The following is a 21,833-nucleotide window of genomic DNA, read 5'->3' as shown; positions in this document are numbered from 1 at the left end:
TGGCGCCGGGCCTGCCTGAGGGGGCCCGGCAGGTGCCATCGCGCCCATCCCCGATCCAGCGCGCCCTGGCCGTGCTGCGCGCGCTGTCCGATCCGGAAGTGCGCCGCATGAGCGACGTGGCGCGCGCCACCGGGCTCGATCCGGCCACGGCTTCGCGCATGCTCGACCTGCTGGTGCAGGAGGGGTTCGCCACGCGCGACCAGGCGCGCCGCTACGGCATCGGGCCCGAGATCTTCCAGCTGGCAGACGTGGCGCAGCGGCGCGTGGACTTGCGCAAGCTGGCGCGTCCGGCGCTGGAACGGCTGGTGGAGGCGTTCGAGGATACCGCCGTGCTGACCGAGGCCAGCCGTGGCGAGGCGGTGTGCACCGACCTGGAACCCGGCACGTATGCGATACGGGCGAACTACGTGACGGTCGGCACGCGCCGGCCGCTCGGCGTGGGCGCCGGCAGCCTGGCGGTGCTGGCATGGCTGCCCGCGCCCGAGCGCGCGCGCCGGCTGCAGCAGACCACGCGCAAGCTTGGCAAGCACCCGCGGCTCGATGCCGCGTGCATCGCCGCGGAAATCGAGGCAGCCCGGGCGCGCGGGCATGTGCTGTTTCTCGATTGGGTGGTCGACGGCATGGGCGGCATTGCGGTGCCGATTCTCGACTATGAGGGCCGGCCGATCGGTGCCTTGAGCGTGGCGGCGACGAGCGCGCGTATCCGCTCGCGCGAGGCCGCGCTGGCACGCAAGCTCAAGCAAGAGGCGCGACGCATCACCAGCGCCTGGACGCGCACCGTGATACCGCCGCGGGCCGACGCATGCACCGACGGCCGGCGTGCCAGGGGGCGCCAGTCCGGCGGTGGCTGACGCCTACCCCGGCGAGCCTATGACGCCGGCCCGCGCAGCAGGCCGGCCAGCGCGTCAGGTATCTCGACTTCGAAACGCAGCACGGCACTGGCCAGCGCCTTGCCGTAGTTGTCGATCGCGAGGCTGCGCGACACACCGCCGCCGAGCGCGCCCTCCGCGACGAAGTTGAGCACCTGCAGTCCATCCACTTCATGGCGCGTGACCGCGCCTGTGATCAGCGTGCCGTACAGCGCCTTGAACGCGGGTGCCGTCAGCTGTGCCTTGATATGCGGGTAGAACTCCGGCGCGTAGGCGATGACCGCCGTGTTCGAAGTATTGCCCTTGTCGCCGGAGCGGCTGTGTGCGAGACGTCGCAGTGGTACACGCATGGCGAATCCTCAGAGATAGTGGACCTGGGAGGTGATCAACGCGCGCGGCACCAGTGCCGACCAGACGCCGATGATCTCGCGCGTGCGCTCCTGGTGCGGCACGCGCTTGCCGGTGGAGGCCAGGCCGCAGACCGCCATGCCGTCGATCTCGCGGCCAACCTTGGCGGCTTCGTCGCGCGTGCGGGTGCGCGCGGCGACGCGGACCGCGATTTCGTTGGGCTCGCAGACAGGTTCGGGCGAGGCCGCGCCGTGCACGGCGTTGACGCCGAGGAAGTCGATGCGCACCTCATCCGCCTGCAACCTTGCCATGGCAAAGCGCGCTTCGAGGATGCGTTTGGCCAGCCTGGCCTTTTCCAGGCAACCCGGCCCCGCGTAGAAGAACATGTCTTCACCGATATGCCCTTCGGTGCAGCCCAGCGACACCTTGAGCGTATCGGTGCGCGGCTGCCCGCTCACACCGCTGATACGCACGCGGTCCGGCCCTACCTGTTCGAGCACCGCGGTCGAGAAGTCGACCACCACGTCCGGCGTGATGTAGCGGCGCGGGTCGTGGACCTCATAGAACATCTGCTCCTTGACGGTCTGCTGGTCGATGCGTCCGCCGCTGCCATCCACCTTGCCGATCACGGCGCTGCCGTCGGCCTCCACCTCGGCGATCGGGAAGGCCAGGTTCCATGGTTCCGGCACATCCTTGTAGCCGGGGTCGCCGAAATATCCCCCCGTCACCTGCGCGCCGCACTCGAGCAGATGGCCGATGGCGCTGCCGCGCGCAAGCCGAGTCACGTCGTCCGGCGACCAGCCGAAATGATGGATCATCGGCGCGAGGAACAGCGACGGGTCGGCCACGCGCCCGGTGATCACGATCTGCGCGCCCGCGCGCAATGCGGCGACGATCGGTTCGGCGCCTTCGTATGGTTCGGCGCTGATCAGGGTTTCACGCAGCGAGGAAACCGGTGCGCCGCTTTCCAGCAGGGTGAGATCCAGCTCGCAGATGCTTCCGGTCAGGTCCGTGGTGGTGACCGCGGCGATTCTGACGCCGGGCAGGCCCAGTTCCTCGCAGAGCTCGGCCACGCGCCGGGCCCCGCCGAGCGGATGAATCCAGCCCTGGTTGCTGATGATGCGCGTGCCATTGGCGATGCACGGGGGCAGCACTGCGCGCATGCGTTCGTCGAGATAGGTGTCGTAGCCGGCGAAGGCCGGGTCGCGCCGCTTGCGCACCTGCGCGGCGGATACCGTGGCCTCGGCCATGGTCTCGAAGCACAGGTAGTCGAGCTTGCCCAGGCGCGCCGAACGCTCGGCCGGCTCGACGCGGTCGCCCCACCAGCCCGATCCCGAGCCGATGCGAAGGGTGTTGGTCTTGGTCATGATTGTCCTGTGTCAGGGGTTGGCGCTGCCCAGCCGCGTCATTGCGGCTTGATGCCGGCGGTCTGGATCACGCGCGACCATTTTTCCGTATCGCTCCTGATCTGCGCCGCGAACGCGGCGGAGCCTTCGCCGCCCGGCTCGGCGCCAAGCTGTTCGATGCGCTTGCGCACGTCGGGCGTGGCCAGCACCTTGTCCACCGCCTGCTGGAGCCGGCGCACGCGCTCGGGCGGCGTGCCGGCCGGCGCGAGCAGCCCGAACCAGGAATTGACTTCATAGCCCGGCAGCCCCGACTCGCGCACGGTCGGCACGGAAGGCAGCACCGAGGCCCGCCTGGCACTGGTGACCGCCAGCGCCGTCACCTTGCCAGCCTGGATCTGTGCGAGCGCGGACGGCAGGTTGTCGAACATCAGGTTGACCTGGCCCGCGAGCAGGTCCGTCATGGCGGGGGCGGCCCCTTTGTACGGCACGTGCTGCATGCTGACGCCCGCCATCATGTTCAGCAACTCGCCTGACAGGTGGGGCGACCCGCCGGTGCTGGTCGAGGCATAGTTGATCTTGCCCGGCTCGCGCCTGGCCAGCGTCACCAGTTCGCCCACCGACCTTGCGTTCAGCGTGCTGTTGACAAGCAGCACGTTGGGGGAATTGGCGACCAGCGTCACGGGCACGAAGTCCCGGGTGCTGTCGTACGGCATGCGCGGGTAAATGAACTGGTTGGTCACCTGCGTGCCCAACGTGCCCATCAGCAGCGTATAGCCGTCAGCTGCACTGCGCGCCACGGCCTCAGCGCCGATGTTGCCGCCCGCGCCCGGACGGTTGTCGACCACGATCTGCTGGCCCAGCGCCTCGCCGGCCTTCTGCGCAACCAGGCGCGCCAGGATGTCAGTGGTGCCGCCGGGCGTGAAGGGCACCACCAGCCGGATCGGACGCGAAGGAAATGCCTCTGCCGCGCAGGCCGGTGCGGACCAGGCGCACAAGGCAGGCAGGGTGGCGAGCGCCGCAACTATGGCACGCCGCTGGCGGGAATGACGCTGCATCGGGTTGTCTCCTGGGCGCGAGGCGGTGCGCGCGCATCTGGTTTCGTTGAGGGAAACTCTGTGCGGGAGATCTTAGGGAGGGGAGCGAACGAGCGTCAAACGAATGCCATATATTTTCATTGGTTGAAAATTTCAGGCGATTTCAAGCGGACCAGTGCCGTGGGCGCGTGGCGATGGAGAGCTGAACATGAAGCCTCGACCTGCGCCGGAAGATGCGCCATGGTGGCGGGCGGATGCCGCCATCTGCAAGAGTGACCAGCGCAGCAAGCTTGTGTCGTCCCTCGCCATGCTGGCCCGGGAGACCTGCGACTTCGGGCAGAAGTTCCCGACCGGGTGGTCGGCTGGCGTGCGTTCGGCCTGGCCGTATGGCCCGTTCGATAAATCCGGATTGTCCTCCGGTGCCGCTATCCCGCACTCTAGCGCTGTTTGATAAACCGACCGGCGCGACACAGTCAGCGTGCCGGCGACATGGAGACGGTGATATGTGCGTTCAAGCGGGCAAGGCCACGCTGGCCGGTATGAAGTGGATCATGTGCGGAGCGCTTGGACTGGCGTTTTCCGCGGGGGCGCTGGCAGCGGATGCCTATCCGTCCAAGCCCATCACGCTGGTGGTGCCGTTCTCGGCCGGCGGCCCGACCGATGTGGTGTCGCGGGCCCTTGGCCAGGCCATGTCGAAGGATCTGGGACAGAGCGTTGTCGTGGAGAACAAGCTCGGCGCCGGCGGCACGGTGGCGGCCGCATTCGTGGCGCGGGCGCAGCCCGACGGCTACACCATCCTGATCCACCACAATGGCATGGCGACGGCGCCGGCGCTGTACAAGAAGCTCTCCTACAGTCCGATGAAGGACTTCGAGTACATCGGGCAGGTGGCGGATGTGCCGATGACGCTGCTGGGCCGCAAGGACCTGCCGCCGGCCAACGCGGCGGAGCTGATCAAGTATGTCTCGCAGAACAAGGAGAAGGTCTCGCTGGCCAATGCCGGCCTTGGCGCGGTTTCGCAGCTATGCGGCCTGCTGTTCGAGGAGGCAGTCAAGGTCAAGATGACTTCCATTCCCTACCAGGGCACCGGCCCCGCGCTGACGGCCTTGCTGGGCGGGCAGGTGGACCTGCTGTGCGACCAGACCACCTCGACGCTGCCGCATATCAACGCCAACCGCGTCAAGCTGTATGGCGTGACGACGCCTAGCCGCATCAAGGCACTGCCCAATGCGCCGACGCTGCAGGAAGGCGGCCTGAAGGGCTTCTCGATGAAGGTGTGGCACGGGATCTATGCGCCCAAGGGCACGCCGCCCGAGGTCACTGCCAGGCTGACCAGGGCGCTGCAGCAGGCACTGAAGGATCCCGCCGTGGCCAAGCGGCTTGACGACCTGGGTGCGGAGGTTGTGCCGGTAGACAAGCAGACGCCGGAAGGGCTGCGCACCTGGCTCAAGGCGGAAAGCGACAAGTGGCAGCCGCTGCTGAAGACGATGAAGGTGGAGGCCGACTGACATCCTGCAGGCGGCAAGCGCGCCAGCGCTTGCGTTCCGTTGCACCCTGAATGTACGCCGCGCGACGATGGCTGCGCGGCGTACTTGCGCTTACGCGGCGCCCGCGGAGCAAGCTTCGGGTTAACACCGCAGTAGAAGCCCCAGGCATGCCGCCCCTTGATAGCAGCAGCGGAATTTTCTATTTCACCGTCGCCACGGTTGCTCGCTACCATCGTTTCAAAGGGTGTCGACGCGCAATGCGCCACCCAATCAAAACTATCTTCGTGGAAGAGACATGAAACGCTTGCTTGCTCAAGTAGGGATCGGTGCGCTCATTTCGTTCAGCGCGCACGCCTAGGCTGCTTATCCTGACCATCCCGTCCGCCTGGTCGTACGCTTCGCCGCCGGCGGCAGCACCGACGTGGTGGCGCGCATCGTGTCGAACAAGCTCGGCGCCTTGCTCGGGCAGCCAGTCGTAGCCTGGAGATTCCGGCGGAGAACCTGATCGGCGAGGAACCCCCAGCGTTTGCAGCAAAGCTCAGTTCTCCTGCCACGGCATCTCTTTCCACAGCTGACGGAAGCCCGTCTCCCCGCGCTCCAGCTCCGCGCTGTAGGCGGCCGGCGCCAGATAGTGCAACGGCGCATACATCGCTTCGGCCTGCTGGCGGAACTGCGGATCCGCGACCACGCGCGCCATCGCCTCCACCAGTTTCTTCCTGACCGGCTCAGGCAGGCCCTTGGGCGCCGCCAGGCCGCGCAGCGAAGCCAGCTCAATGTCGAAGCCCTGTTCGCGGAAGGTGGGCACGTTCGGGGCCAGCGTTGCCCGTGTTGCGCCCATTTGGCCAAGGAACTTGATCGGCGAGCCGCCTTTCTGGTACTGCAGCGCTTCGCCCACGTTAATGGCCCCGATGGTGAGCTGCTGCCCGACCAGCGCCGCACGCACGTCGCCTGCGCCCTTGTAGCCGACATGGGTGAGCTTGACGCCCGCGGCCCTCTCGAACAGCAGCATGGCGAGGTGGTCGTCCGAGCCGACGCCGGTGGTGCCGACTGACACCTCCCCCGGATGCGCCTTGGCATGGCGGATCAGCGCGGCCAGCGAGTCGATGCCGTTGCTGTTGTGCACCGTGAAGCCGCCCGGATCGTCGACCAGGTTGCCGATCAGGTCGAAGCTGCGCCAGGTGAAGGTGGTCTTGCGCTCGATGGGAATGGTCAGCAGGTTCGGCGTATTGATAAAGCCGATGGTGTAGCCGTCCGGCGCGGACCGTGCCAGTTCGGCGAAGCCGATGGCGCCGCCCGCGCCGGGCTTGTTCTGCACCACCACCGTGGCGCCGCCGAGTTGCTTCTCGAGGTGGCGGGCCAGCAACCGTGCCACCAGGTCCGTCCCGCCCCCGGGACCGTAGGCCACGATCATCTGGATAGGGCGGTTGGGATAGGGCGCCTCTGCCTGTGCGCCGGTCGCGGCGGCGAGGCCGCAGGCCAGCGCGAGCGCGCCGGCCAGGCGAAGGGGAAAGCGCCGGCGCCATTGGTCTTGGGTCGGGTGCATGGTTGGTGTCTCCTCGCCGGTCTGGTATGCCAGCGTGTTATGTGTAAAGAATAGTCTGCGGAATCGGGGGCTAAGGTGTGACCGATGACAGGGCGGCAGCCTGCATCACCGCCGCAATGCGCAGGCGCGCTCGCGGCCAGACTTCGGGATTGACCAGCCGCTCGGGCCGCTCGCCACTGGTCAGCAGCGTGACGATTTGAGTGGCGGCCAGTTCGGCGTTCCTGCGCCGTGCCTCGTGAGTAACGCCAGCGGTGTGGAAGGTGGCGACGACGTTGTCCAGCGCGAGCAAGGGGTGGGCGCGTGGTGGCGGCTCCTGGTCCCACACGTCCAGACCGGCGCCGGCAAGATGGCCGCTGGCCAGCGCCGCATGCAGCGCGCCCTCATCGTGGATGCCGCCGCGCGCGGTGCTGACGAAGATGCTGCCCGGCCGCATCGCGGCAAAGGCGGCGCCATCCATCATGCGCAGCGTGGTGGCATCGCGCGGGCAATGCAGCGAGACGATGTCGGCACTGCGCAGCAATTCCTCGAAGGACACGGCCTGTGCGCCGCGTGCGGACAGCTCCGCCGCATCCAGCGCCGGGTCGCACCCGATCACGCGCATGCCCAAGGCGCGGCCGAGTGCGGCGACGCGGCGGCCCGCGTGGCCCACGCCGACCAGGCCGAGCGTGCGGCCGCGCAGTTCGTGGCCCATCAGGTCCTCACGGCTCTCGCAGTTGTGCGCGCGCAGGCTGCGGTCGGATTCGGCGATGCGGCGCAGTACCGCGAGCATCAGGCCCAGCGTCATCTCCGCCACCGAGTCGGCGTTGCCGCCGGCCTGGTTGAGCACCGCGACGCCGGCCTCGGTGCAGGCATCGATGTCGATGGTGTCGCAGCCGGAGCCGCTGGACGACACCGCCAGCAGGTTCGGGCAGCGCGCCAGCAGCGCGGCGTCGGCGAACCAGCGGCGCGGGATCTCGTCCTTGGCGGCCGAGATCTGGTAGACATGGGCGCCGGACAGCCGGTCCCAGGCGGCCGCGTCGGCGCCTTCGCGGGCGCAGGTGTGCAGCGTCAGGCCTGGCGTGGCCGTAATGATGCGGTCAAAGGCTGCGTCCAGCCAGTGGTCGAAACGGACCACCGTGCCGGCGGCAGGCATCAGCAGGACGGGCGCGTTCATACGACCACCCCCTTTTCGCGCAGCGTGCGCTCGACCCAGCTCCGATCGGCGCGGCCTTGCGCGATCGACTCGAGCACCGCTGCTTCGGTGCGTTGTACGTTCTCCACGCGCGCGGCGATTTCCTCGGCATCCTCGGCCGCAACGACCAGCAGGCCGTCGCCATCGCCCAGCACCAGGTCGCCGGGGCGCACCACCATGCCGTCGATGCAGACGGGCACATGCAATTCGCCGGGACCGTCCTTGTAAGGACCGCGGTGCGAGACCCCGCGCGCATACACGGGCAACGTCTCCTTGCCGATCGTATCGCTGTCGCGGATCAGGCCGTCGATGACGAAGCCCGCTGCGCCGCGCGCGATCGCCAGCGCCAGCATGATCTCGCCGATGATGGCATTGGGACCGGCGCCGCCGGCATCGACGACGATCACATCGCCGGGTCCGCAGAGGTCGAGGGCCTTGTGCACCATCAGGTTGTCGCCCGGGCGCGTGCGCACGGTGAGGGCGCGGCCGGCCATGACGCCATCGCGCCGGTGATAGGGCCGCAGCCGCGTGGTGCCGACGGTGCGGCACATTGCGTCGCTGACATTGGCCACCGGGAAGCTGCGGTAGCGTTCCAGCAGCGCGTTGCTGGCAGTCGGCGCCGGCTTGGGGTGGATGCGAAAGCCGTGAAGCGTGCTCATCGATAAGTCTCCGGGTGAGGGGGCATGTGGGGTAGTGAAGCGGCAGGCCGGATGCAGGCAGGGCCGATGTCTGCCAGCCGGGTCAGGCCGAGCATTGCCATATCGCGCGAGATCTCGGCCTGCAACAAGTCGATGGCGTGCGCCACGCCGGGGGTGGACCCGACCGTCGCCGCATAGGCGAACGGCCGGCCGACAAAGACGCAACGCGCGCCGAGCGCGAGCGCCTTGATTACGTCGGTGCCGCGGCATACGCCGCTGTCGAGCATCACCGGCAGGTCGGGCACGGCGTGCACGATCTCAGGCAGGACGCGCAGCGGCGCGATGGCGCCGTCGAGTTGCCGGCCGCCGTGGTTCGAAACGATGACCCCGTCCACACCGTGCCGACGCGCCAGCAAGGCGTCTTCCGCGGTCAGGATGCCCTTGACCACCAGCGTGCCTTGCCAGCGCCGGCGGATGGCTTCAAGGTGCGTCCAGGTGAAATGCGCGCGGTCGGAGAAGTCGCGCAGCACGCGCGATGACAGGATAGGCGCGCCGCGGTGCGCATAGGCGTTCTCGAAGTGCGGCATGCCGTGCCGCAGCAGCGTGCGCGCAAAAGTGCCGAGCAGCCAGCGCGGATGCGTGATGCCTTGCCATGCCAAGCGCAGGCTTGGCCGCAGCGGTGTCGAGAAGCCGGCGCGCACGTTGTTCTCGCGATTGCCCGCAACGGGCGTATCGACGGTGATCACCAGCGTCGATACGCCTGCCGCCTCGACGCGCGACAACAGCCCGTCGATCTGCGCCACGTCGCCGGGCAGGTAGGCCTGGAACCAGGTGCCGGGCGCGGCTGCCATCACTTCTTCCAGCCGGATCAGCGATGAACCGCTCATGATCGCCGGCACCGCGGCCTGCTGCGCGGCCTGCGCGAGCACGATATCGCCGCGGTAAGCGAACAACGCGGCGATGCCCATGGGTGCAACGCCGAAGGGGGCGGCATAGCGCCTGCCGAACAGCTCGAAGTCCAGTTCGCGCGTGGCCACGCCGGCAAGCACGCGTGGCCGCAACGCGATCTCGGTGAAGGCGCGGCGATTCTCCGCCAGCGAGACGCTGTCCTCCACCGCACCGCTGACGTAGGCGTACAGCGGCCGGGGCAGGCGGCGGCGGGCGAGCGGTTCAAGGTCGTTCAGCGAAAGCACTTGGCGGCGCAAGGTACCTGCGCCGCTTGCGCTTGCAGTCGTCACGCGCGGCGCGGAAGCGGTGCCGACGGCATCTGTGGCGCGGTCAGCGGCGTTTTCTGCAGCAGGGGCATGAAGAGCTGACATGATCGATAGGGGGCCAAGGCGACGACGAGGCTTCAATCTAGCAACCGCAGGGAATCGATAAAAGCGAAAAATAACGAAGCTATAATTTCGCTTTTAGGAAACTAATAATCGCCGCCCGCGGCGCGGATCCCATGACCCTCAAGCAACTGGAAGCCTTCTACTGGGCCGCGACCTGCCTCAACTTCTCGGTAGCCGCCGACCGCTGCCATCTGTCCGTGTCTTCGCTGTCCAAGCGGGTGGCCGAGCTTGAAACCTCCCTCGGCGTGCAGCTGTTCGACCGAAGCGGCCGCCGCGCCGAACTGACGGCGCAGGGCGAGCAGATGCTGCCGCGCATCCGCGAATTGCTGCGGGTCGCGGCCGAGTTGCAGCAGTCAGCGGGGCAGAGCCGTGGCCTGCAAGGCCGTTGCCGCGTGGGCCTGGGCGAACTGAGCGGCCTGACCTGGCTGCCCCGGCTGGTACGGCAGACGGCCATCCGGCACCCCGAGCTTCAGCTCGAGCCCTACGTCGATATCGGTCAGGTGCTGGAGCAGCGCCTGGAAGATGGCGAACTCGACCTCGCGGTGATCGCCGGGCCGTCATCGCGCAGCAGCCTCGCGTCGGAGCGGATCGCGCAGGTCGACTTTGTCTGGGTCGCGAGCGAGTCTTTTATCGACCAGACCGGCACCGACGATCCCCGGCGGCTGATGGCGGAGCAATTGCTGCTGTCCCTGCCGGTCGGCGCGGGCGGCACCCGGGTGCTCGACCAGTGGCTGGCCACCCGTGGCATGGCGGTCAACCGTCGCCTGGTGTGCAACAGCTGGGGCGCTGTGGTCGGCATGGTGGCGGAGGGGCTGGGTTTCGCCTTCATGCCAAGGCAGTGGGCCGAAGCGCTGGAAGCGCGCGGGGTGTTGCAGATACTGAAGAAGGGCGGCGCGCTGGAACCGCTGCACTATGTCGTGCAATGGCGTCGCGACGACGCGCGCCTGCTGATCACGGAGATGCGCGATGTCATCAAGGACGTGATCGAATTCCAGGCGCCGCGTTGCCTGGTGTAGACCGCGTCTCGCAGGGTAGATTTGGCCCAAGGTGTGCAGATTTCGCACGCGGCAGTACAACCGTCGCCTCTATGAGTGGCAGTGGCGCGCCAGTTGCACGCCTGGAACGACATTTGCGAGGGATTTTTTTAACCCGCCGGCAGATGGCGGGCCCTGAACAGCGCCGCGGACATTGCATCTGCCATGGCCCGTGCCGGATGACCGCGGCCGTCATGGAGACGACCATGCCAAGGGCATCGAGCATAGCCAAAGCCAGGGCAGACAAGAGAGCAGGCAAGTCGCCGACCACCCAGGCCGGCCATTTCGTTCACGACGAGATCGAAGCCGTGCGAAAGGGTAAGCACGGCGTGCGCTCGGCCAAGCAGGCCATAGCGATCGGTTTGTCGGAGGCACGCCGCGCTGGCGTCGATGTGCCGCCAAAGAAGGGCGCGACCAAGGCGGAAACCAAGGCTGCTGCCGCCAAGGCTGCACCGCGACGGGCGAGTTCAGAAAGCACGGCCAAGCGGTCCCAGGCCGCGCTCAAGGCACTCAAGCGCGAGAGCACCGCCGGTGCTTCTCCCAAGGCGCTGTCTGCCCAGGCCAAGAGCGCGGCAAGCAAGCGCACGGCGACCGATCGCTCGGCTGCCGCGAAGAAGGCCGCCAGCACCAAGGGAGCTGCCGGTCGCTCCGAAGCGGCCCGCAAGGCCGCTAGAACGCGTGCGGCAAGGAAGGAGTCAGCCCGTTAGCGAACCAGCGTACCGCTGTCGGCAAGCTGCGCGCCTGGCACGCCGCGTTCTCCGGCGTTCACCGCACTGAACCGACACGGAGGTAAGCCACCCACTCTCTCGCCGGCTTCGACTGTGCGGTCGAGCAGCGAGTAGGTCTCTTCGGCCAGGGGGCTGGCGTAGAATCTGTCGGTGCGCCCTCGGAGCCCGGAACGCCGGGGACACCGGCTTCGATCATGGCGCGTTTGGCGCTGACCTTGTCGCCCATGCGCCGGATCGAAGCCGCGGTAGGCCCGATGCCCAACCCGTCCCTTCCAACGGCTTTGGCAAAATCCGCGCTCTCGGACAAGAACCCATATCCGGGATGCGATGGTCTTTCACGTCGTGTGTCCGAGGCTTCCCCCAACGGAATCAACTTCTCCGCCCCCCCTGAATTGAGAGCCATAGATGCGATCGCCCCGCAAGCTGTTTCACATGGCCGCCCTGCTGGCCTCACTTGCCGTCGTCGGCCAGGCGCCCGCGGCGCCCTACCCGGATCATCCTGTCGAACTCGTGGTGCCAAGCACGGCGGGCGGTGGTACCGACACGGTTGCGCGGGCCTTCAGCGAAGCCATGCGAAAGTACCTGCCGCAGCCGCTGACCGTGGTGAACAAGCCAGGTGCCAGCGGCGCCATCGGCATGACGGAAGTGGCCCGCGCCAGGCCCGATGGCTACAAGCTCGGCATCATCATCGCGGAAGCCGTGATCGTCCCGCATCTCGGGCCGACCACCCTCGACGCCGCCGAGCTGGTGCCGATCGCGCGCCTGAATGCCGATCCGTCGGCGATCACGGTCAAGGCCGACTCGCGCTGGAACACCATCGAGGCGTTCCTGGCATTCGCCGCGGCGCACCCGGGGGAGGTGCAGGTCGGGAATTCCGGCCCGGGCTCGATCTGGCACCTGGCGGCGACGGCGCTGGAGGACAAGGCGCACGTCAAATTCAATCATGTGCCGTTCTCCGGTGCGGCGCCGGCCCTGGTGGCGTTGATGGGCGGGCATATCGACGCGGTGGCCGTCAGTCCGGCCGAAGTATCGGCCTATGTGGCCGCAGGCAAGGTGAAGACGCTCGCGGTGATGGCCGGGCAGCGTGTCAGGGGCTTCGAGAACGTTCCGACGCTGCGTGAGCGCGGTATCGACCTCTCGATCGGCACATGGCGCGGACTGGCCGCGCCCAGGGGCACGCCACCTGAAGTGCTCGAAACCCTCGCGGCCGCCAGCCGCAAGGCGGTGGCGGACCCTGTCTTCGTGGCGGCGCTGGGCCGGCAGAACCTTGGGATTGCCTATGCCGACGCGGCGACCTTCAAGGCGATGATCGCGGCAGACAACGCGGTGATGAAGGTACTGGTGGCCAGGACCAACCTGCGGAAGTGAGGCAGCGTGTCCGTATCAGGCGGCTGCCCGGGCGGCAAAGGCCGCGAGGTCGAAGCGCGCGGCGGGCTGCCGCCCGGCGAGCGCGTCCAGCAGGTTGCGCGTGGCGAGTTCGGCCATGGCGCGCCGGGTCTCATGCGTGGCCGAGCCGATATGGGGCAGGGCTGTCACCCTGGGATGGCTGCGCAGCGGTGAATCCTGCGGCAGTGGCTCGGTGGCGAAGACGTCCAGCCCGGCCGCGCGCAGGTGGCCGCTGTCGAGCGCCGCGAGCAGCGCGTCTTCCTGCACGATCTGGCCGCGGGCGCCGTTGACGAAGATGGCGCCCGGCTTCATCAGCGCGAACTCGCGCAGGCCCATCAGGCCACGCGTGCTGTCGGTCAGGGGCAGCGTGACGGCGACGATATCGGCTCGCTGCAAGGCATCGTCGAGATCCGTCCGGGTGGCGCGTCCCACCAGGTCACGCGGTTCCGCCGCGGTCTCGTTGACGTAGAGCACCTCCATGCCGAAGCCGAGCGCCGCGCGTCGCGCCACGGCCTGGCCGATGCGTCCGAAGCCCAGGATCGCCAGGGTCTTGCCGTGCACGTCCCAGCCGAACAGGCCCTCGCCGATGTTGGCGGCCCAGCGGCCTTCGCGCACATGCGCCGCAAGCTCGACCAGGCGGCGGCTCGTGGCCATGATGAGCGCGAAGACAGTGTCGGCGGTGGTCTCGGTGAGTACGCCGGGCGTGTGGCACAGGGTGATGCCGCGCCGGTGCAGGCAGGGAAGGTCGTAGTTGTCGACTCCGACCGAAATACTCGAGATCACCTCCAACTGGCCCGCTTCGGCCAGTTCCGCTGCGCCCAGCTTCACGCTGGAGCCGATCAGGCCATGGGCGTTTGCCAGCGCGGCGCGGAAGGCAGGCAGTTGTGCCGGCTGGCGCGGGTCGGCCACGATCACATCGTGCTCCGATTCGATCCTGGCGAGCAGGTCATCAGGAATCGGGCGGAACACCAGGACATTCTTGCGCATGGGTAATCCTTGCAGTGGCTTCACAAACTGGCGGCCGCCAGCTGGGCATGGGTCGGCAGGCCTTCGGTATCGCCGCGCACCTGCACCGCGCGGGCGCCGATCCAGGCGCCGCGCCGGACGGCGTCGCGCACTGGCCGGCCCTCCAGCAGCGCGCTGATCACGCCGACGGCAAAGCCATCGCCGGCGCCAACGGTATCGACAACATGCTCGACGCTGAATGCCTCGACATGGCCGGTGCCGGCCTCGCCATCGAAGTAGGCGCCGTCGGCGCCCAGCTTCACCACCACCAGCCTGGCGCCGCGGGCACGGTAGAAGGCGGCAATGCGTTCCGGCTCGGCGTGGCCGGTGAGGAAGCGGCCCTCTTCGATGCCGGGCAGCACCCAGTCGCACTGCTGCGCCAGGTCGTTCAGCGTCTCCCGCATCAACTCGGGCGAGGCCCACAGCGTGGGCCGCAGGTTGGGATCGAATGAGATCGTGCGGCCGGCGGCCTGCATGGTGGCGATGGCCTGGCGCGTGGCGGCCTGCGTGCCTGCGGCCAGCGCGGGGAACACGCCGGTGACGTGCAGGTGCCGCGAGCGCCGCAGCCACCTGCCGTCCAGGTGCTCCGGGTTCATGCGGCTCGCCGCCGAGCCGCGGCGGTGGTATTCGACGGGGGGATCGCTGCCGTCGTCGACCCGGCCCTTGAACTGGAAACCGGTGCGCTCACCGGGCTCGCACACCACCTGGCTGCAATCCACGCCTTCGCGCTGCATTTCGCCGAGCAGGTAGCGGGCCATCGAGTCGTCGCCCAGCCGGCTGGCCCAGCCAACCTTCAGGCCCAGGCGCGACAGGCCGATGGCCACATTGGTCTCGGCACCGGCGGTGCGCTTGTGGAAGGTCTGCGCGCCTTCGAGCGGCCCGGCTTCGCCGGCGACCAGCATCAGCATCGCCTCGCCCAGCGTGACCACGTCAAGATCGGTGCTCATGCGGGGACCTCCACCGAACGCAGCAGTTCGACATGATGGCGCGTGACCTGCACCAGGTCTTCGCCTTGCAGCGGGAATTCGATCGCACGCGCAACGTGCGTGGGCAGGCGGCGCAAGACGCTGCGCCAGGGTGCCGCCGACTGATCAAGCGGCACCGCGATCCATTTGGCAGGCGTGCGCTGCACGCCTTTGCAGTGCACGTAGCCGACGCCGGCGCCGAAGACCTGCGCGGCGTCGAGCGGGTCTTCGCCGGTCCAGTGCCAGTTGCCCATGTCGAAGGTCATCGGCACGTTCTCGCCGAGCGCCGTGATACGCGCGAAGAAATCGCGCAACGGCGGCACGGTGCCGGCCTGGGCGGTCTGGTCGTTTTCCACGACGAGTTCGATGCCATCGTGCCGCAGCCAGGGAAGCAGTGCTTCCAGTGCCGTGCCTTCCCGATAGCCGCCAAGCGACATCTTGACCCGGGTCGCACCGAGCGCCAGCGCGGTCGTGAAGGCACGGTCGAGAGCGGCGGCATCGAGGCTGCCGGCTTCGCTCCAGAGGCCTTCCGGGCTGGACCAGACTACGCTCAGCCCATGCTGCCGGGCGACCTCGCGCTGTTCAATGACTTCATCCTTGTGCCCGCGCTGGAGTTCGCCGCGAAATTCCACGCCGTCCGCGCCGGCTGCCGCGGCAATCCGCGCGAGTGCGGCCTGTCCGTCGCGCAGGGCGAAGTCGGCGCCATAGGCTGTCAACGAGATCAGCACCGGCGGGCGCGAAGCAGCATCTGCTTGCCAATGGCTCATTTCAGTGCTCCCGCGCCGAGGAATTGCTGCAGTTCCGGTGTCCGCGGCTGCGCGAACAGCGCCTTCGATGGCCCCGCCTCGTGGACCTTGCCCTGGTGCATGAAGATGGTGGTATGCGCCATGCGGCGCGCGAACTCCATTTCATGCGTGACCAGCACCATGGTCATGCCGGAGGCAGCGAGGTTCTCCATGACCCGAAGCACTTCCGCTGTCAGCTCGGGGTCGAGCGCGGAGGTGACCTCGTCGAACAGCATCACCTTGGGCTCCATCGCCAGCGAACGGGCGATGGCCACACGCTGTTGCTGGCCACCCGAGAGCTGCTCGGGGTAGCAGTCCTTCTTGTCGAGCAGGCCGACCTGGGTCAGCACCTGGTCGACGATGCCGTCGATCTTGCTGGCTGCCATCTTCTTCACGATGGACGGCGCCAGCGCGATGTTCTCGCCCACGGTCAGGTGCGGAAACAGGTTGTAGCTCTGGAACACCATGCCCACGTCGCGGCGCAGGTCGAGCAAGCGCTTGCGGTCGTGATCCAGCTTGTGCCCGGCGACGGTGATGTCGCCGGCGTTGATCGTCTCCAGGCCATTCAGGCAACGCAGCATGGTGCTCTTGCCGGAGCCGCTGCGGCCGATGATGGCGACCACCTGGCCCGGCTCGATCGCAAACGAAACGCCCTTCAGGACTTCGACAGCGCCATATGACTTGTGCACGCCTTGTGCTTCAACGATTGACATGGAGCCTCCTTTCCATGCGCCGCGCCGCCGCCGACAGCGGGAAGCAGAGCGCGAAGTAGATAAGTGCGACGACGACGAAGACCGCGAAGGGCTGGAAGGTCGCGTTGTTGATCAACTGGCCGGCGCGGGTCAGTTCGATGACGCCGATGATGGAAGTGATCGAGGTGTTCTTGACCAGCTGGACCGAGAATCCCACCGTGGGCGGCAAGGCCAGCCGCACGGCCTGCGGCAGCACCACATAGCGCAGCTGCTGCCAGCGGGTGAGGGCGAGCGCTTCACTGGCTTCCCACTGTCCTTGCGGCACGGCCTCGATGCAGCCGCGCCAGATCTCGCCAAGGTAGGCGCTGGCGTAGATCGACATCGCCAGCATGGCCGCGACCATCGGCGACAGCTTGAGCCCGAGCACGGAGAGTCCGTAGTAGCTCAGGAACAGCACGATCAGCACCGGCGTGCCTTGCACGACCTGGATATAGGCCGTGCTGGCGAGGCGCAGCATCGGGCTTCTGGAGGTACGTGCCAGCGCCACCAGGAAGCCGGCCAGCGTGCCGCCGACGAAGGCGAGCAAGGTCACCCACAGCGTCCAGCGCGCTGCCAGCAGCAGGATTTCAAGATGATTCCAGGAGAACTCGGTGATCATTGCGCGCTCCCTGCAGCCGCTGCCGTCAGTTCCGCCTGCGCCATTGGCGCGATGCGGGCTGTGCGGGCCAGCTTTCGTGCGCGCGCCACCACGCGGCGCCGCTTGAACACGAGGTTGCCGATCAGGCCGAATATGGCGCGCAGCATCAGTGCCAGGCCGATATAGACGAACATGACCAGGATGTAGCTCTCGAAGGTGCGGAAGGTCTGCGAATCGACCTGGCTGGCGACCGCCGTCAGCTCTTCCACCGAGATCGTCGACACCACGCTCGACGTCAGCATCATCAGCGTGAACTGGCTGGTCAGGGCCGGATAGACCTTCTCGAAAGCCGGCACCAGGGCGACGTGGCGGATCAGCTGCCAGCGTGTCATGCCCAGCGCGGCGGCGGCCTCGAGTTGCGAGCGGTGAACTGCCTGCAGGCCGGCCCGGATGATTTCCGTCGAGTAGGCGCCGAGGTTGACGGTCATGGCAATCACCGCGGCGGTGACGGCATCGATCTGCAGGCCCACGGTTGGCAAGCCGAAGAAGATGATGAAGAGCTGGATCAGGAAGGGCGTGTTGCGGATGGCTTCGACATATGCCCTGGTGGCACGCTGCAGCCAGGGGCCGCCAAAAGCGGCGGCAATCGCGCCGGCGGTGCCGACCACTGTGCCAAGCAGGATCGAGCCGAAGCTGAGCGCCAGCGTCATCGCCGCGCCTTCCGCGAAGCGGTCCAGCTGCGACAGCACCGGGGTCCATTCGAATTGGTAGTTCATGGGGGTCTCCTGGCACGCCGGCTGGCGCCGGCGCGCAACCTCAGACGGCCTGGTTCAGAACGCTTGCAGCGCAGGCAGCGCCTTGCCGGTCCACTTCTGCGCAATGGCGTCGAGTTCGCCATTCAGCTTGACGTAGGAGATGGTGGTGTTGAGCCACTGGCGCAGCTCGAAGGCGTCGCGGCGCACGGCCATTGAATTGGGCTGCACCGAGAACGCGAACTTGGCGTCGAACTTGCCGGCACCGCGCGCCTTCATGATCTCGTTGCCGGTGGTATTGGGCAGGGCAATGGCTTCGACCTGGTTGCTGATCAGCGCCTGCGCGCAGGTGGCATCGTCCTCGAAGCGGACGATGTTCATGCCGGGCACGGCCAGCCGGGTCAGCGCGGTGTCCTGCGTGGTGCCGCGCGTCACGCCCACCTTCTTCTTCCCGAGTTCCGTCAGCCTGGCGTACTTGGCAGCGACGGGCGCGAAGATGGTCAGCTCGAACGCGCTGTAGGGTGCACTGAACATGATGGCCCGCGCCCGCTCGGGCGTCGGCGCCAGTGTGGCGACCAGGAAATCGACCTTGCCGGCCTCCAGCGCCGGAATCCGGCTGGGCGAGGTGAGCGGAACGATATCGACCGGCACGCCCAGGTACTTGCCGAGCAGGTTGGCCACGTCGACGTCATAGCCGGCGGGCTTGCCGGTGGCGTCCGTGGTGCCGAAGGGCGGGGCGCCGGTCACCACGCCGATGGTGACCCTGCCCTTCTTGACGATCTCGGCGACGGTCTGCGCCTGGGCGGTGAAAGCGGCGCTGGTCAGGACCAGCAGAGTCAGCACGGGCGCGGCTGCGCGGCGCAACAAGCGTTGGACGTTCATCATGTCTCCTGCACGTTTATGGAATGTGTCGCTGGCGTCGCAGCGTTGGGCAAGCACCGTTTTGAAACCGGTTTCAGGATTATAGGAAACCGGTTTCAGAGATCCAACAGTGGAAACCCTTACGGTCAAAAACTGCGTTTGGCGGATGTGGAAACAGGCACGTCAGGCACCCGCTGGACGTGCGCAGCGGGTGCAGGCGTGGATCAGGCGGGCACGGCGGGCGCCGGTGGGGAAGGGCTCTGCGATCAGGCGCGGCGGGTCGATCCGCGCGTGACCAGCGTGCCGGGCAACAGCACCCGGCGCGGCGGCAGCTGCGTGCCTTGCAGGCGCTCTATCAGGCAGTTGGTGGCAACGCGCCCGATATCGTCGGTGGGCTGGGAAATGGCGCTGAGGCCAGGACCGACCAGTGCAGCCCATTCCGGATCATCGAAGCCGATCAGGCCCAGGTCGGCGCCAAGCTGCCACCCTAGTCTGGCGGCCGATGCGGCCACGCGCAGCGAGATCACGGCGTTGGCCGCCAGCACGGCAACGGGTGCCTGTCCGGCGCCACGGCGCAGCGCGCGCAGCGCTTCATCCAGGGCATCGTCGTCACCCCGCTGGGCTTCAAAAACGGTCCCTCCAACCGTGTCCACGTGTTCGGCGACAAAGGCCTGGAACGCGCGCGCCCGCTCGTTGCGCGAGCTGATGGCCTTGATCGGCTCGCTGATGAACAGCAGGCGCCGGTAGCCGGCTTCGACCAGGTGGCCGGCGGCTTCCTGGACGGCGGTCTGGTTGTCCAGGGCCACCAGGTCGACTTCGGCATCGCCGACCTTGCGGTCGACCAGGACCACTGGCTTGCCCAACTGCGCCGCATCGGCCAGGGCGCCGGCATCGTGGCCCAGCGTGTGCAGGATAAAGCCCTCGACCCGGTAAGCCGACAGCGAGCGAATGGCTTCGCGCTCCAGTTGCTCGTCATTGCCGAGGTTGAACAGCATCACCATGTAGCCGGCGTCGCGACAGGCCTTCTCAACGCCGCGCAGCACGGCCACCGAGAACGAATTGGAGACATCCGCGACCACCAGGCCGATCAGGCGCGACTTGCCGCGCTTGAGCCCCTGCGCCATCGGGCTGGGGCTATAGCCGAGCGCGCGGATGGCCGCGGCGACGCGCGCCTCCACGTCCGCGGAAAGCTGCTCGCCGCCCCGGTTCAGGTAGCGCGATACGGTTGCCTTGGACACGCCCGCATAGTCGGCAACGTCCTGGATGGTGAGTTTCTCTGCAGGTTTCTGGTCGGACACAGGTCGGATAACAGGGCGCGGCATAGGGTTCGGGTCTCGGTGAAACCAGTTTCACGATTATGCCTCGGGCGTGTGGGGATGCGCCAGCCTCCGGGGCGATTGGGCTCCGATACCTGGTGCGGCAAACCGTCGAAGGGCCAGACCCTTCGACGGTTATCCCGAATGAGCCAGCGCTACCGCATCGGCACCTGCCGGAAACCGAAGCAGCCCGGACCTGTCGTTGGCGGCACGCCAAACCGCTTCGGCCACCTCGGCCTCGGTCGTCACCGCTGCCGGTTGCGAGAGGGAAGCAAAGATGCCCTGCGCGCAAGACGCGTATGCCTCGGGGATCAGGCCCTCCATGCGCGGTCCCCCGTTGCTGGTAAAGCGCGTGGTCGGTCCGTAGCCTGGCTCGACCAGCTTCACGCTCACGTTGAACGCTTCGAGCTCGAACGCGAGCGATGCGGTGAAGCCTTCGATGGCCATCTTGCTCGCGGTGTAGACGGCTACCATCGGCATCGGCGCCAGCGTCGTGCTCGAGGTCACGTTCACCACCACGCCCGACCTGCGCGCACGGAACTGGGGCAGCACCGCCTGGGTCATCGCCATCACGCCGAACGTGTTGGTCTCGAACACCTCGCGCGTCGTGGCCATCGGAGTGGCCTCGAAGGCGCCAAACAGGCCGATGCCCGCGTTGTTGACGAGCACGTCGATGGCTCCGCTCGCTGCAAGCGTGGCGGCGATGCTGTCGGGCTTCGTCACGTCGAGCGCCAGCACGCGGATCCGGTGGGATCGGGGCAAGAGTTCTTCGTTCGGCGTTCGCATGGTGGCGATGACGTTCCAGCCCTGCGCGTGGAAGTGGCGCGCGGTTTCAAGGCCATAGCCAGAGGAGCAGCCGGTAATCAGCACGGTTTTCATGAGGGTTTCGGTGGTGGTTTGGATGCCGGCAACGATAGCGGGGATGCGACGGACTGCCTACAATGAAAAGTCCAGATTTCATTTGCAATCGTCCGGCGATGAGCGATCCCCTGTCAGAAGTCATCTCGCTGCTTCAGCCGCGTGCCGTGTTCTCGAAGTCCATCAGCGGCGCCGGCCGCTGGGGTGTTCGCTACGCTGACTTCGGCCAGCCAAGCTTCTGCGCCGTGCTCGAGGGCAGTTGTCGTCTCGCCGTCGACGGCCAGCATGCCCTCACGCTTGAGACGGGCGACTTCGTGCTCCTGCCGGCAACGCCGGGCTTCACCTTGTCGGGCTTTGAGCCGGTGGCGCCCGAGCGCATCGACCCCAAAGTCACGCCCGCGCCGATGGGCGAAGTTCGTCACGGCAGGCGCGGTGGACGCCCCGATGTGCGACTGCTCGGCGGCTACTTCGTCTTCGACTCGTCCAATGCTGCGTTGCTGGTGTCGCTGCTGCCGGCGCTGGTGCATGTGCGCGGCGCCGAGCGGCTTTCGGCAATCGTGCGGCTCGTCAGCGAGGAATCGGGTGAACGGAGGTCGGGGCGCGAGCTCGTGCTCACGCGCCTGGTGGAGGTGCTGCTGATCGAAGCGCTGCGCTCAACTTCGGGGGAGGACGCGCCCCCGGGGCTGCTGCGTGGCCTGACCGATACGCGACTCGCGTCAGCGATGCGGCAGATGCACGCCGATCCCGCGCGCTCGTGGACGGTGGCCCAACTCGCCAGGAAGGCAGCGCTGTCGCGCTCGACCTTTTTTGAGCGCTTCACGCGCGCCGTGGGAATGCCACCGATGGAATACCTGATCGCCTGGCGCATGGCCGTGGCGAAGGACCTGCTCCGTCGCCATGACATCGGGATCGCCGAAGTGGCTGAACGGGTCGGCTACGGCTCGGCAACTACCTTCAGCACCGCGTTCAGCCGGCACGTCGGCCAACCACCGAGTCTCTACGCGCGCAAACGCTAGAACGTCGTGTTCCACGCAGGGGCGA

Annotated in this window: 23 protein-coding genes and 1 pseudogene; 7 read left to right on the top strand and 17 right to left on the bottom strand. The window is 67.5% G+C overall.

The genetic code is table 11. The features are described 5' to 3' along the window. The first annotated feature begins 32 nt into the window (after window positions 1-32). Entirely contained in the window at window positions 33-851 is an 819-nt protein-coding gene (locus I6H87_RS27990; RefSeq protein WP_010810302.1) for an IclR family transcriptional regulator, read from the top strand. Between the two features lie 17 nt (window positions 852-868). On the opposite strand, the gene I6H87_RS27985 is transcribed toward I6H87_RS27990, so the two are convergent. From I6H87_RS27985 to I6H87_RS27975, 3 genes are read right to left on the bottom strand one after another with little or no spacing between them, the layout of a single operon-like run. Continuing rightward, the gene (locus I6H87_RS27985) at window positions 869-1,219 is read right to left on the bottom strand and encodes an AtuA-related protein (protein WP_010810301.1); all 351 of its coding nucleotides are present in this window, start codon (window positions 1,217-1,219) and stop codon (window positions 869-871) included. 9 nt (window positions 1,220-1,228) lie between these two features. Beyond that, window positions 1,229-2,584, bottom strand: coding sequence for an acyclic terpene utilization AtuA family protein (locus tag I6H87_RS27980; RefSeq protein ID WP_011617493.1), 1,356 nt, complete (start codon window positions 2,582-2,584; stop codon window positions 1,229-1,231). A gap of 38 nt (window positions 2,585-2,622) precedes the next feature. Next, window positions 2,623-3,618 (bottom strand): Bug family tripartite tricarboxylate transporter substrate binding protein, encoded by a 996-nt coding sequence (locus I6H87_RS27975; RefSeq protein WP_010810299.1) that lies wholly within the window; start codon window positions 3,616-3,618, stop codon window positions 2,623-2,625. A 187-nt stretch (window positions 3,619-3,805) separates the two neighbouring features. Between I6H87_RS27975 and I6H87_RS27970 the strand changes: the two genes are divergently transcribed. Next, window positions 3,806-4,048 (top strand): hypothetical protein, encoded by a 243-nt coding sequence (locus I6H87_RS27970; protein ID WP_168711903.1) that lies wholly within the window; start codon window positions 3,806-3,808, stop codon window positions 4,046-4,048. A gap of 52 nt (window positions 4,049-4,100) precedes the next feature. Continuing rightward, a complete protein-coding gene (locus tag I6H87_RS27965) occupies window positions 4,101-5,105 on the top strand; it encodes a tripartite tricarboxylate transporter substrate-binding protein (RefSeq protein ID WP_011617492.1) in 1,005 nt (334 codons plus the stop codon). Between the two features lie 517 nt (window positions 5,106-5,622). On the opposite strand, the gene I6H87_RS27960 is transcribed toward I6H87_RS27965, so the two are convergent. The 4 genes from I6H87_RS27960 to I6H87_RS27945 form a co-directional block, all read right to left on the bottom strand. Further along, window positions 5,623-6,627 (bottom strand): tripartite tricarboxylate transporter substrate binding protein, encoded by a 1,005-nt coding sequence (locus I6H87_RS27960; protein WP_010810296.1) that lies wholly within the window; start codon window positions 6,625-6,627, stop codon window positions 5,623-5,625. Between the two features lie 70 nt (window positions 6,628-6,697). Then, on the bottom strand, window positions 6,698-7,780 hold the full coding sequence (locus I6H87_RS27955) for a hydroxyacid dehydrogenase (RefSeq protein WP_011617491.1): 1,083 nt from the start codon (window positions 7,778-7,780) through the stop codon (window positions 6,698-6,700). After that, window positions 7,777-8,457, bottom strand: coding sequence for an RraA family protein (locus I6H87_RS27950; RefSeq protein ID WP_011617490.1), 681 nt, complete (start codon window positions 8,455-8,457; stop codon window positions 7,777-7,779). Before I6H87_RS27950 ends, I6H87_RS27955 begins: the two co-directional genes overlap by 4 nt. After that, window positions 8,454-9,629, bottom strand: a complete 1,176-nt coding sequence (locus I6H87_RS27945; RefSeq protein WP_011617489.1) for an alpha-hydroxy acid oxidase — start codon at window positions 9,627-9,629, stop codon at window positions 8,454-8,456. The genes I6H87_RS27950 and I6H87_RS27945 overlap by 4 nt, the downstream gene beginning before the upstream one ends. A 257-nt stretch (window positions 9,630-9,886) precedes the next feature. Between I6H87_RS27945 and I6H87_RS27940 the strand changes: the two genes are divergently transcribed. After that, the gene (locus I6H87_RS27940) at window positions 9,887-10,789 is read left to right on the top strand and encodes a LysR family transcriptional regulator (RefSeq protein ID WP_010810292.1); all 903 of its coding nucleotides are present in this window, start codon (window positions 9,887-9,889) and stop codon (window positions 10,787-10,789) included. 224 nt (window positions 10,790-11,013) lie between these two features. After that, window positions 11,014-11,514 carry a DUF6496 domain-containing protein gene (locus I6H87_RS27935; RefSeq protein ID WP_041688505.1) on the top strand — a complete coding sequence of 167 codons (501 nt, stop codon included), beginning with the start codon at window positions 11,014-11,016 and terminating at the stop codon, window positions 11,512-11,514. A gap of 163 nt (window positions 11,515-11,677) precedes the next feature. On the opposite strand, the pseudogene I6H87_RS34530 reads toward I6H87_RS27935, so the two are convergent. Continuing rightward, window positions 11,678-11,863 (bottom strand): annotated as a pseudogene (locus I6H87_RS34530) (biotin carboxylase N-terminal domain-containing protein); the annotation flags it as partial. Window positions 11,864-11,940: 77 nt separating this feature from the next. Between I6H87_RS34530 and I6H87_RS27925 the strand changes: the two are divergent. After that, entirely contained in the window at window positions 11,941-12,903 is a 963-nt protein-coding gene (locus tag I6H87_RS27925; protein ID WP_011617487.1) for a Bug family tripartite tricarboxylate transporter substrate binding protein, read from the top strand. Between the two features lie 15 nt (window positions 12,904-12,918). Here the strand turns inward: I6H87_RS27925 and I6H87_RS27920 are convergent, their stop codons facing one another. The 9 genes from I6H87_RS27920 to I6H87_RS27880 all read right to left on the bottom strand — a co-directional run bounded on the left by I6H87_RS27920 (window position 12,919) and on the right by I6H87_RS27880 (window position 20,813). After that, on the bottom strand, window positions 12,919-13,908 hold the full coding sequence (locus tag I6H87_RS27920; RefSeq protein WP_011617486.1) for a 2-hydroxyacid dehydrogenase: 990 nt from the start codon (window positions 13,906-13,908) through the stop codon (window positions 12,919-12,921). A 20-nt stretch (window positions 13,909-13,928) separates the two neighbouring features. Continuing rightward, on the bottom strand, window positions 13,929-14,873 hold the full coding sequence (locus tag I6H87_RS27915; RefSeq protein ID WP_010810288.1) for a sugar kinase: 945 nt from the start codon (window positions 14,871-14,873) through the stop codon (window positions 13,929-13,931). Continuing rightward, the gene (locus I6H87_RS27910) at window positions 14,870-15,658 is read right to left on the bottom strand and encodes a sugar phosphate isomerase/epimerase family protein (RefSeq protein ID WP_011617485.1); all 789 of its coding nucleotides are present in this window, start codon (window positions 15,656-15,658) and stop codon (window positions 14,870-14,872) included. Before I6H87_RS27910 ends, I6H87_RS27915 begins: the two co-directional genes overlap by 4 nt. Beyond that, window positions 15,655-16,389 (bottom strand): amino acid ABC transporter ATP-binding protein, encoded by a 735-nt coding sequence (locus tag I6H87_RS27905; RefSeq protein WP_010810286.1) that lies wholly within the window; start codon window positions 16,387-16,389, stop codon window positions 15,655-15,657. The genes I6H87_RS27910 and I6H87_RS27905 overlap by 4 nt, the downstream gene beginning before the upstream one ends. Continuing rightward, complete coding sequence (locus I6H87_RS27900; protein WP_010810285.1) at window positions 16,376-17,026, bottom strand: amino acid ABC transporter permease; 651 nt, start codon at window positions 17,024-17,026, stop codon at window positions 16,376-16,378. Before I6H87_RS27900 ends, I6H87_RS27905 begins: the two co-directional genes overlap by 14 nt. Next, window positions 17,023-17,781 carry an amino acid ABC transporter permease gene (locus I6H87_RS27895; protein WP_010810284.1) on the bottom strand — a complete coding sequence of 253 codons (759 nt, stop codon included), beginning with the start codon at window positions 17,779-17,781 and terminating at the stop codon, window positions 17,023-17,025. The genes I6H87_RS27900 and I6H87_RS27895 overlap by 4 nt, the downstream gene beginning before the upstream one ends. A gap of 54 nt (window positions 17,782-17,835) precedes the next feature. Next, window positions 17,836-18,639, bottom strand: a complete 804-nt coding sequence (locus I6H87_RS27890) for a transporter substrate-binding domain-containing protein (RefSeq protein WP_010810283.1) — start codon at window positions 18,637-18,639, stop codon at window positions 17,836-17,838. A 245-nt stretch (window positions 18,640-18,884) separates the two neighbouring features. Further along, a complete protein-coding gene (locus I6H87_RS27885; RefSeq protein ID WP_011617484.1) occupies window positions 18,885-19,940 on the bottom strand; it encodes a LacI family DNA-binding transcriptional regulator in 1,056 nt (351 codons plus the stop codon). Between the two features lie 129 nt (window positions 19,941-20,069). After that, window positions 20,070-20,813: an SDR family oxidoreductase gene (locus I6H87_RS27880; RefSeq protein ID WP_010810281.1), complete on the bottom strand. Its 744-nt coding sequence runs from the start codon at window positions 20,811-20,813 to the stop codon at window positions 20,070-20,072. A 98-nt stretch (window positions 20,814-20,911) separates the two neighbouring features. Between I6H87_RS27880 and I6H87_RS27875 the strand changes: the two genes are divergently transcribed. Beyond that, entirely contained in the window at window positions 20,912-21,808 is an 897-nt protein-coding gene (locus I6H87_RS27875) for an AraC family transcriptional regulator (protein WP_174549449.1), read from the top strand. Window positions 21,809-21,833: the final 25 nt, after the last annotated feature.

Source organism: Cupriavidus necator (assembly GCF_016127575.1).
Lineage (GTDB): Bacteria > Pseudomonadota > Gammaproteobacteria > Burkholderiales > Burkholderiaceae > Cupriavidus > Cupriavidus necator_D.
Note: the sequence above shows the minus strand (reverse complement) of the source record. Positions and strands in the feature narration are given on the sequence as shown.

Excerpts from the sequence above, each read along its gene's own strand:
- I6H87_RS27985 (WP_010810301.1), bottom strand. The coding sequence starts at position 1,219 with ATGCGTGTACCACTGCGACGTCTCGCACACAGCCGCTCCGGCGACAAG.
- I6H87_RS27980 (WP_011617493.1), bottom strand. The coding sequence starts at position 2,584 with ATGACCAAGACCAACACCCTTCGCATCGGCTCGGGATCGGGCTGGTGG.
- I6H87_RS27975 (WP_010810299.1), bottom strand. The coding sequence starts at position 3,618 with ATGCAGCGTCATTCCCGCCAGCGGCGTGCCATAGTTGCGGCGCTCGCC.
- I6H87_RS27970 (WP_168711903.1), top strand. The coding sequence starts at position 3,806 with ATGAAGCCTCGACCTGCGCCGGAAGATGCGCCATGGTGGCGGGCGGAT.
- I6H87_RS27965 (WP_011617492.1), top strand. The coding sequence starts at position 4,101 with ATGTGCGTTCAAGCGGGCAAGGCCACGCTGGCCGGTATGAAGTGGATC.
- I6H87_RS27960 (WP_010810296.1), bottom strand. The coding sequence starts at position 6,627 with ATGCACCCGACCCAAGACCAATGGCGCCGGCGCTTTCCCCTTCGCCTG.
- I6H87_RS27955 (WP_011617491.1), bottom strand. The coding sequence starts at position 7,780 with ATGAACGCGCCCGTCCTGCTGATGCCTGCCGCCGGCACGGTGGTCCGT.
- I6H87_RS27950 (WP_011617490.1), bottom strand. The coding sequence starts at position 8,457 with ATGAGCACGCTTCACGGCTTTCGCATCCACCCCAAGCCGGCGCCGACT.
- I6H87_RS27940 (WP_010810292.1), top strand. The coding sequence starts at position 9,887 with ATGACCCTCAAGCAACTGGAAGCCTTCTACTGGGCCGCGACCTGCCTC.
- I6H87_RS27935 (WP_041688505.1), top strand. The coding sequence starts at position 11,014 with ATGCCAAGGGCATCGAGCATAGCCAAAGCCAGGGCAGACAAGAGAGCA.
- I6H87_RS27925 (WP_011617487.1), top strand. The coding sequence starts at position 11,941 with ATGCGATCGCCCCGCAAGCTGTTTCACATGGCCGCCCTGCTGGCCTCA.
- I6H87_RS27920 (WP_011617486.1), bottom strand. The coding sequence starts at position 13,908 with ATGCGCAAGAATGTCCTGGTGTTCCGCCCGATTCCTGATGACCTGCTC.
- I6H87_RS27915 (WP_010810288.1), bottom strand. The coding sequence starts at position 14,873 with ATGAGCACCGATCTTGACGTGGTCACGCTGGGCGAGGCGATGCTGATG.
- I6H87_RS27910 (WP_011617485.1), bottom strand. The coding sequence starts at position 15,658 with ATGAGCCATTGGCAAGCAGATGCTGCTTCGCGCCCGCCGGTGCTGATC.
- I6H87_RS27905 (WP_010810286.1), bottom strand. The coding sequence starts at position 16,389 with ATGTCAATCGTTGAAGCACAAGGCGTGCACAAGTCATATGGCGCTGTC.
- I6H87_RS27900 (WP_010810285.1), bottom strand. The coding sequence starts at position 17,026 with ATGATCACCGAGTTCTCCTGGAATCATCTTGAAATCCTGCTGCTGGCA.
- I6H87_RS27895 (WP_010810284.1), bottom strand. The coding sequence starts at position 17,781 with ATGAACTACCAATTCGAATGGACCCCGGTGCTGTCGCAGCTGGACCGC.
- I6H87_RS27890 (WP_010810283.1), bottom strand. The coding sequence starts at position 18,639 with ATGAACGTCCAACGCTTGTTGCGCCGCGCAGCCGCGCCCGTGCTGACT.
- I6H87_RS27885 (WP_011617484.1), bottom strand. The coding sequence starts at position 19,940 with ATGCCGCGCCCTGTTATCCGACCTGTGTCCGACCAGAAACCTGCAGAG.
- I6H87_RS27880 (WP_010810281.1), bottom strand. The coding sequence starts at position 20,813 with ATGAAAACCGTGCTGATTACCGGCTGCTCCTCTGGCTATGGCCTTGAA.
- I6H87_RS27875 (WP_174549449.1), top strand. The coding sequence starts at position 20,912 with ATGAGCGATCCCCTGTCAGAAGTCATCTCGCTGCTTCAGCCGCGTGCC.